The 6,964-nt window shown below is 66.6% G+C and carries 9 protein-coding genes and 1 pseudogene; 2 read left to right on the top strand and 8 right to left on the bottom strand.

Going from position 1 to position 6,964, the window contains the following annotated elements; genetic code table 11:
• The first annotated feature begins 313 nt into the window (after positions 1-313).
• Positions 314-496 carry a hypothetical protein gene (locus GH737_RS12005; RefSeq protein WP_155265047.1) on the top strand — a complete coding sequence of 61 codons (183 nt, stop codon included), beginning with the start codon at positions 314-316 and terminating at the stop codon, positions 494-496.
• Positions 497-568: 72 nt separating this feature from the next.
• On the opposite strand, the gene GH737_RS12000 is transcribed toward GH737_RS12005, so the two are convergent.
• From GH737_RS12000 to GH737_RS11995, 3 genes are all read right to left on the bottom strand, one after another.
• Entirely contained in the window at positions 569-1,210 is a 642-nt protein-coding gene (locus tag GH737_RS12000) for a sigma-70 family RNA polymerase sigma factor (RefSeq protein ID WP_155265046.1), read from the bottom strand.
• Between the two features lie 88 nt (positions 1,211-1,298).
• Positions 1,299-1,454, bottom strand: a complete 156-nt coding sequence (locus GH737_RS15355) for a hypothetical protein (RefSeq protein ID WP_196233139.1) — start codon at positions 1,452-1,454, stop codon at positions 1,299-1,301.
• Between the two features lie 72 nt (positions 1,455-1,526).
• Positions 1,527-2,327 carry a response regulator gene (locus GH737_RS11995; protein WP_155265045.1) on the bottom strand — a complete coding sequence of 267 codons (801 nt, stop codon included), beginning with the start codon at positions 2,325-2,327 and terminating at the stop codon, positions 1,527-1,529.
• Positions 2,328-2,834: 507 nt separating this feature from the next.
• On the opposite strand from GH737_RS11995, the gene GH737_RS11990 reads away from it, so the two are divergent.
• Positions 2,835-4,364 carry a sensor histidine kinase gene (locus tag GH737_RS11990; RefSeq protein ID WP_155265044.1) on the top strand — a complete coding sequence of 510 codons (1,530 nt, stop codon included), beginning with the start codon at positions 2,835-2,837 and terminating at the stop codon, positions 4,362-4,364.
• Between the two features lie 132 nt (positions 4,365-4,496).
• Here GH737_RS11990 and tatC read toward each other — a convergent pair whose 3' ends face one another.
• From tatC to GH737_RS15350, 5 genes and pseudogenes are all read right to left on the bottom strand, one after another.
• The gene (gene tatC, locus GH737_RS11985; RefSeq protein WP_155265043.1) at positions 4,497-5,336 is read right to left on the bottom strand and encodes a twin-arginine translocase subunit TatC; all 840 of its coding nucleotides are present in this window, start codon (positions 5,334-5,336) and stop codon (positions 4,497-4,499) included.
• Positions 5,333-5,701 (bottom strand): Sec-independent protein translocase protein TatB, encoded by a 369-nt coding sequence (tatB, locus tag GH737_RS11980; RefSeq protein ID WP_155265042.1) that lies wholly within the window; start codon positions 5,699-5,701, stop codon positions 5,333-5,335. The genes tatC and tatB overlap by 4 nt, the downstream gene beginning before the upstream one ends.
• Before the next feature lie 17 nt (positions 5,702-5,718).
• Positions 5,719-6,003: a twin-arginine translocase TatA/TatE family subunit gene (locus GH737_RS11975; protein WP_155265041.1), complete on the bottom strand. Its 285-nt coding sequence runs from the start codon at positions 6,001-6,003 to the stop codon at positions 5,719-5,721.
• A gap of 26 nt (positions 6,004-6,029) precedes the next feature.
• A complete protein-coding gene (scpB, locus tag GH737_RS11970) occupies positions 6,030-6,599 on the bottom strand; it encodes an SMC-Scp complex subunit ScpB (protein ID WP_155265040.1) in 570 nt (189 codons plus the stop codon).
• A pseudogene (locus tag GH737_RS15350) lies at positions 6,599-6,964 on the bottom strand (segregation/condensation protein A); the annotation flags it as partial. The pseudogene GH737_RS15350 and the gene scpB, both read right to left, overlap by 1 nt.

The raw sequence follows: 6,964 nt of genomic DNA, 5'->3' as shown, positions 1-6,964 counted from the left end.
CGCAAAGCGCCGCCGCGAGCGCGACGCCGTGCCGCTGCTGCCGGAGCCGCCGGTCGACCGGGAGGTTGGGCGCGGCCGCGAGCGCGAGGTCGGCCGCGGCGCCGGAACCGTCCTCGATGAACGTGTCGCCGATCTCCGGACGCGCCAGCAACGCCTCGCGCAGGAAGGGCGAATGTCTGCGCGCGCGTAGGACAGCGTCCTCCCGAGCCGACGACGCAGATGTTGCATTTGCGCGACTCATCGCCGGCATTTCACATAAGCTACTTTCATCGGCAGGAAACTTCCGTGTGCTCTGGCTCGTTTGCAATGCCTGATGAACCTCGAGCGAGACTACCCCGCAGTGCCGGAGCTGAATAACATGGACCGTCGGATCATCCGGGTCGACATGCCGCCGGCACAGGCAGGCATCATGGCCGCGCTGCGCCGAGCCTTCGAGGCTGCCGCCGCGGAACCGTGCGACCGCGATTTTGCGGAACTGCTGCGCAAGCTGAATTGACCGCAATGCTCCTGCACGAGCAGGAGCTTAGCCCCAAACGGGAAATCGACCCTGCGTCCGCAGGGGGTACGGCTAACGCTCGTGGTCGCGGCTGAGCTCGTCGACTTCGCCCATGATCGTCTGGAGCGCCGACTTGTCGGGATCGGTCTTGTGCTGGCGCCGTGACGGCAGCTTGCCGCTCGACAGCAATTGCTCGAGCGCGACTCGGCCGCGCGCGACGCGGCTCTTGATCGTGCCGACCGCGCAGCCGCAGATCTCGGCCGCTTCCTCGTAAGCGAAACCGCCCGCGCCGACGAGGATCAGGGCCTCGCGCTGCGGCTGCGGAAGGTGCATCAGCGCGCGCTGCATGTCGCCAAGCTCGATGTGCCGGTCCTGGCTGGCGGGCGCGGCGAGGATTTTCGACGCGGTGAGGTCGTCCCACTCGCCCTTGAAGCGGGCGCGCCGCATCTGGCTGAGGAACAGGTTGCGAAGGATGATGAAAGTCCACGCCCGCATGTTGGTGCCGGCCTGGAAGCGCTTTCGCGCCGCCCAGGCCTTGAGCAGCGTCTCCTGGACGAGGTCGTCGGCGAGATCGCGGCTGCCCGACAGCGAGCGGCCGAAGGCGCGAAGGTGCGGGATGACCGAAGCGAGCTGGTCCTTGAAGTCCGGGTCGGACAGCGGCACCGGCTCCGTCGAAGCGCTTGCTGGTCGGTCCTCTTCGCGATCTTCCGTCAAACTAGATCCCCACCCTGTGCCGGCGCGCGACCGTGGCCGCGCGCAGTTGGATCGAACATGAACGATGCCCGTGACAGGAAATAGGGACTCAGCGAAGCCCTACCAAGACGATCACCGCGAAAAGGATGATCACCAGCAATGTGCCGACGACAAGGACATTGCGCGTAACACCCGGCGTGGAGCCGGCGCGCGCCTCAGTCGTCGTTTCGACGACCGAAGGTTCGTGATGCCTCGGGTCAGCCATTATGCTCTCGTCACGAAATCAGCGTTCCCCCGGCCAACGCGCCGGCCGGAACCGTGTTCCGAACGGCTGATGTCACGCCGCCGGGACGGTCGCCGCGTCGAAGAACAGGGCCTGGGCGATGGCCGCCTTGACGGTCGATCGCTGGAACGGCTTGGTGATCAGGAAGGTTGGCTCGGGGCGAGTCCCGGTCAGCAGCCGCTCGGGGAATGCAGTGATGAAAATCACCGGCACCGAGAATTCGGCAAGGATGTCCTTGACCGCGTCGATGCCGCTCGAGTCGTCGGCGAGCTGGATGTCGGCGAGCACCAGGCCCGGAGGGTGCTGGCGCGCCTGGGACACGGCTTCGTCGCGGGTCACGGCGACTCCGGTGACGTTGTGGCCGAGATCGCGCACGATGGTCTCGATATCCATCGCGATGATCGGCTCGTCCTCGATGATCAGCACGTCGGCGAGCGTCTGGCGTTCGATTTCCTCGAGCGCCTCGGCGACGAGCGAATCGACGTCAGCCGGGCTGACGTCGATCAGATAGCCGGTATCTTCGGACGAGAAGCCCTCGAGCGCGGTCAGGAGCAGCGCCTGGCGCGACAGCGGCGTGATTCGCGACAGGCGCGCATGGGCGATGCTCTCGGCCCCGACGGGGCTCTTCGACGGCTCCTCGCCTTCCTCGACGTTGGCCGTCGACCAGATTGCGTGAAATGTCTTGTAGAGGCCGAGCCGCGGGTCGACGTCGCGCGGGAATTCGTCGGGCTTGGCGACGATCGCCTCGAGAGTCGCTCGGACGAACGCATCGCCGTGGGCCTGGCTGCCGGTCAGGGCTCGGGCGTAGCGGCGGAGGAAGGGCAGGTGCGGTGCGAGTTCCTGGCCAAGGGACATGGTGGTGAAATCTCCCTGGAAAATTTGCTTGGGGCGTCTTTGGCGGGCCGCCTTGATTGTTTCAACCCTGGAAGGACCATCTGTTGCGTCGCCGCACCGCCCCCCAGAGAAGTGGCTCGCGTGTGGAACCAAGCACCGGCGATTTGGTTTCCGATGACTAGACCGGCACGCCGCCCTGACCAGCAGCCGCGCGGCGGGCCGGCCTGTACGTATCGAAGCGGGGCATCGCCAGCCGAACCGTTGCGCCGCGCAGCGAGATTAGTATGAGCGCGTCGAGAACCCGCGCGAGGGGGGACGAGGAGTTGAGTGCCAGGAAAGGAAGCGAGACGGAGGGAGCCGGTCATTCCAGGCACTCGAAGAAGTCCAAGGCTACCGATCGCACGGCCCGCAAAGGCGATCTCGGGCGCGCGCTTCGGTCCGTCTTATGACGATACGCTGCGCGAGCCCGTCCCCGACGATTTGCTCAAGATCATCGGCAAACTCGGCTGATCGATTCAAGGTCGCGCGATGAGCGTGGCCGCCCGCTTCGCGCGTCTGCCGACCGGCGCGAAGCTGCTGCTGATTCTCACCGCCGTGCTGCTTCCGATCGGAATCGCGCTCGTCTCGTTCGGCGAAAGCGGGATCCGTCAGGCCAATGAGGCGATAAAGGGCCGGGCCGAGGACCAGTCCCGCGCCGCGGCGGAAGCGATGCAAAGCCTGATTGCGCGAAATGCTCTTGCGCTGCGGATTGCGGCCAACGGCGCGCTTGCCGAAGGACCGGCACGCGCCTGCGACCGTGCGCAACGATCGCTAACCATTGCCCCGGGCATCGCGCAGAGCTTCGAACTGGAGTCGGCCGATGGAAAGCCAATCTGTTCGGCCGGGACGGTCGGGGATACCGGCAGCTTGCCCGTCGTCCCGCCCGCCAGCATCGCGACTCGGATCGCGCCCGGCCTCAACGGAGTCGCGATCCGCGTCGGGGTCATCGACGGGATGGCGACGGCTTTCGTGCCGGTCGCCGAGCTGCGCGCCGCGGCGACCGAAGCGCCGGGCGAAATCGAAGCCGTGGTTCTCCACGACGACAATCTCGAGCTCAGGGTGCTAGGCTCCCCCGATACTCCCGACCTGCGGCTGCGGCTGACCGAATGGCGCATCGGCAACGGCGTGCTGCTCGCGCGGATCGGCGCGGCGAACCGGAGGATCACGACCTACGACCGGCTCGTTCTGCTGCTGCCAGTGCTGATGTGGGTCCTCGCGGCGCTCATCACCTGGGTGCTCGTCAGCCGTCTGCTGATCCGCCCGCTCAAGCGCCTCGAGCGCGCGGTCAGGAGCTATTCGCCGGGCGGGACGCTCGACCTCCCACGCAAGCTTGGGCCGTCGCGGGAAATCCAGGAGCTGCGCGACGCGTTCGGCCGGGTCGTCTCGAGAGTCGACGAATCCGATGCGGAAATGGCGGGCGCGCTCGAAGGGCAGCGGCGGCTCGTCCGCGAAGTCCACCACCGGGTCAAGAACAACCTCCAGGTCGTCGCGTCGCTGCTCAACATCCACGGCCGCGGCGCGACCGCGCCCGAAGCCCAGTCGGCCTATGCCGGGATCAGCCGCCGGGTCGGCGCTCTGTCGATCGTCCATCGCAACCATTATGCCGACATGGAGGAAAATCGCGGGATCGCGATACGCCCGCTGATGACCGAGCTCGCCGCCGAACTGCGCGCCGGCGCACCCGACGCGGCGCGGAGCCTCAGCATCGATCTCGAGCTCGATTCGCTCAACACCACACAGGACGTCGCGGTCGCGGTGGCTTTCCTAGTCACCGAAATCGTCGAGTTCGCGATGCTCCACTGTCCCGAGGAGCCGATCGAGATTTCCCTGAGGCGCACGAGCGAGCTCACCGCCCGGCTGATGCTGGCGAGCAAGGTCCTGGTCCCGGACGACGAGGACAGGCCCCAAAAGGTGCAGTTCGAGCGCATCGTCGGCGGCCTCGCCAAGCAGCTCCGCTCCACGCTCGATCGGAAGCTGGGACGTTACAGCGTTGATCTGCCGGTCTTTCCGCCGGCCTGAGCAGCAGCAAAGGTCGTTACGCCCTCGCCCAGAAAAAATGCAAATTCTTTTCCGGACCGGGAACTCCTTTTGGCGAAGGGGCGTTATGCAGTTCGGATAGTGACCTTTTGCCCCCCCGCTCTCGCTATCCGCTTAAATGGGCCCAGAACCGCCAACCCTCCCCCCCCCCGGTGGCGCTTCTGGGCCCTCTTCTGTCTGGGGCACAGCCACAGCAGAGCCTGACCGGGCGGCTTTCCGAGCCGCCCGCCAGTGCGTCAGCCGGATCGCCAGCAGAGCGAATTCGTAAAGCCCGTAAAGGGGCACCAGCAGCATCAGCATCGAGACGACGTCGGGCGGCGTCAGGACTGCAGCGACCGCGGCGGCGCCGACGATCGCATAGCGCCGCGACCTGGCGAGCTGCTCGCGGGTGACGAGCCCCGCGCGCTCGAGGATCATCAGCAGGATCGGGAGCAGGAACGCCGCGCCGAAGCCGAAGATGAAGCGGGTGCAGAAATTGAGGTAATTGCCGACGCCCGGAAGCGCTTCCTGGCTGACGCCGCCGATGTTCCCCTGGTAGCTCAGCAGGAAATGCAGCGCCCACGGCATCGCGAAAAAATAGGCGAACGACGCCCCCGCGGCGAAGAACAGCGGCGTCATCAGAAGGAAGGGCAGGAACGCGTTCTTTTCCTTCGCATAGAGCCCCGGCGCGACGAACCGCCACAATTGGGTGGCGATCACCGGGAAGCTCAGCATCAGCGCCGCGAACAGCGACACCTTCACCTGCGCGAAAAAGGCTTCGAATACGTCGGTGTAGATCAGCTTGCCCTGCCCGGCCTTCAGCAGCGGCTGGACGAGCACCGCGAAAATCTCCTGCGAGAAAGCGAAGCAGATGAAGAAGGTGACGACGAGCGTCACCAGGCACCACAGGAGCCGGCGCCTGAGCTCGATCAGATGTTCAAGCAGCGGCTGCTTGGTATCGTCGATATCCCTCACGGCAGCGGACGCTTTTCGGGAGGGATTTCATCCTCGGGCTGGCTCTCGTCGAGCGGCAGTCTCGGCTCGGGCACTTCGGCCAGCGGCGGCATGTCGTCGGGCTGGCCCGGCTCGGGATAATGGGCATCGGCCGGGTGGAGCTGCATGATGCGCTCATTCTCCTCGCGCCAGCGCTTCTCCATCTCCTCCAGCTCGGCCTCGCGCACCATGTTCTCGATCCCGGACGTGAAGTGACGCGCCATGCCGCGTACCTTGCCGACCCAGTAGCCGGCGGTGCGCATGACCTTCGGCAGGTCCTTGGGGCCGATGAAGATCAGCGCGAGGATGGCTACGACGGCAAGCTCGCTGGAATCGATACCGAACATGTCGGTGGTTTAGGCGCTCAGCGCGTCTCGTCGTCGCGGGGCGGAGGGGATGCGACGGGCTCTTCGCGGCGCGGAGTGACGTCGATCGGCTCCTGATCGCGCGGAATCTGCCGTGGCGGCTCGGCCCGGCGCTGCTCGTCGTAGCGCCGCTTCTTGTCGTCATCCTCCTCGGCCATGCCCTGCTTGAAGCTCTTGAGGCCCTTGGCGACGTCGCCCATCATCGCCGAGAACCGGTTCCCGCCGAACAGGAGCAGCAGGATGATCGCGAAGATCAGGATATGCCAGATGCTGAAACCGCCCATTGGGGAAACTCCTTTGAGCGGCGTATCTAGTCGCCTTCCTCGTCGCTTTCCAGTTGAAGCTGTTCGAAGACGCTCTCGTCGAGCGGGTCGAGCAGGCCGGCGGCCTTGAGATCGTCGATCCCCGGCAGATCGCGCCGCGATCCCAGTCCGAAGTGAGTCAGGAACTCGCCGGTCGTCGCATAGAGCAGCGGTCGGCCGGGCCCCTCGCGGCGGCCGGCGGGCCGAACCCATCCGGCATCCATCAGCACGTCGAGCGTGCCTTTCGATATCTGGACTCCGCGGATCGCCTCGATGTCGGCGCGGCTGACCGGCTCGTGATAGGCGATGATCGCCAGCGTCTCCGTGGCCGCGCGCGACAGGCGGCGCGGCTCTTCGCGCGTGCGGCGGAGCAGATGGGCGAGGTCGGGGGCGGTCTGGAAGTGCCAGCGCCCGCCGCGCTCCACCAGCTCGACGCCGCGGCCCTCGTAATGGGCGGCGAGCTGGCCGAGCGCGATCTCGACCTCGCCCTCGCCGACATGCTCGGCGATTTCATCGGCGCTGAGCGGCTCCGCGGAGGCGAACAGGGTCGCTTCGATGGCGCGGACGAGCTCGTCCATTACGCCGCCCTGAGCTTGACCGGCGCGAACGGCTCGTCCTGCGCGATGTCAAGCCGCCCGCGCCGGGCCAGTTCCAGCGCAGCGACGAAGCTCGACGCCAGTGCGGAGCGGCGGAACTGCGGATCCTGGCTGGCGGGAAGGAAGCTTTCGAGGAAGGTCCAGTCGAGGGCGGCCCCGATCATCCGGCTCACCCGTTCGATCGCCTCTTCGAGCGTCATCACCGCGCGCGCATGGACGACGTGCATCGCCGGCTGGGTGCGCGCGCGAACCGCGCCGTAGGCGGCGAACAGGTCGAAGTCGCGGACCTGCCACGCGGCCTTGCGGATCAGCCGCAGCCCCTCGGGCGCGCCGCGGACGAACACGTA

Source organism: Sphingomonas segetis (assembly GCF_009720245.1).
GTDB classification, from domain to species: domain Bacteria; phylum Pseudomonadota; class Alphaproteobacteria; order Sphingomonadales; family Sphingomonadaceae; genus Sphingomicrobium; species Sphingomicrobium segetis.
This window is presented reverse-complemented; position numbering and strand designations above follow the sequence as displayed.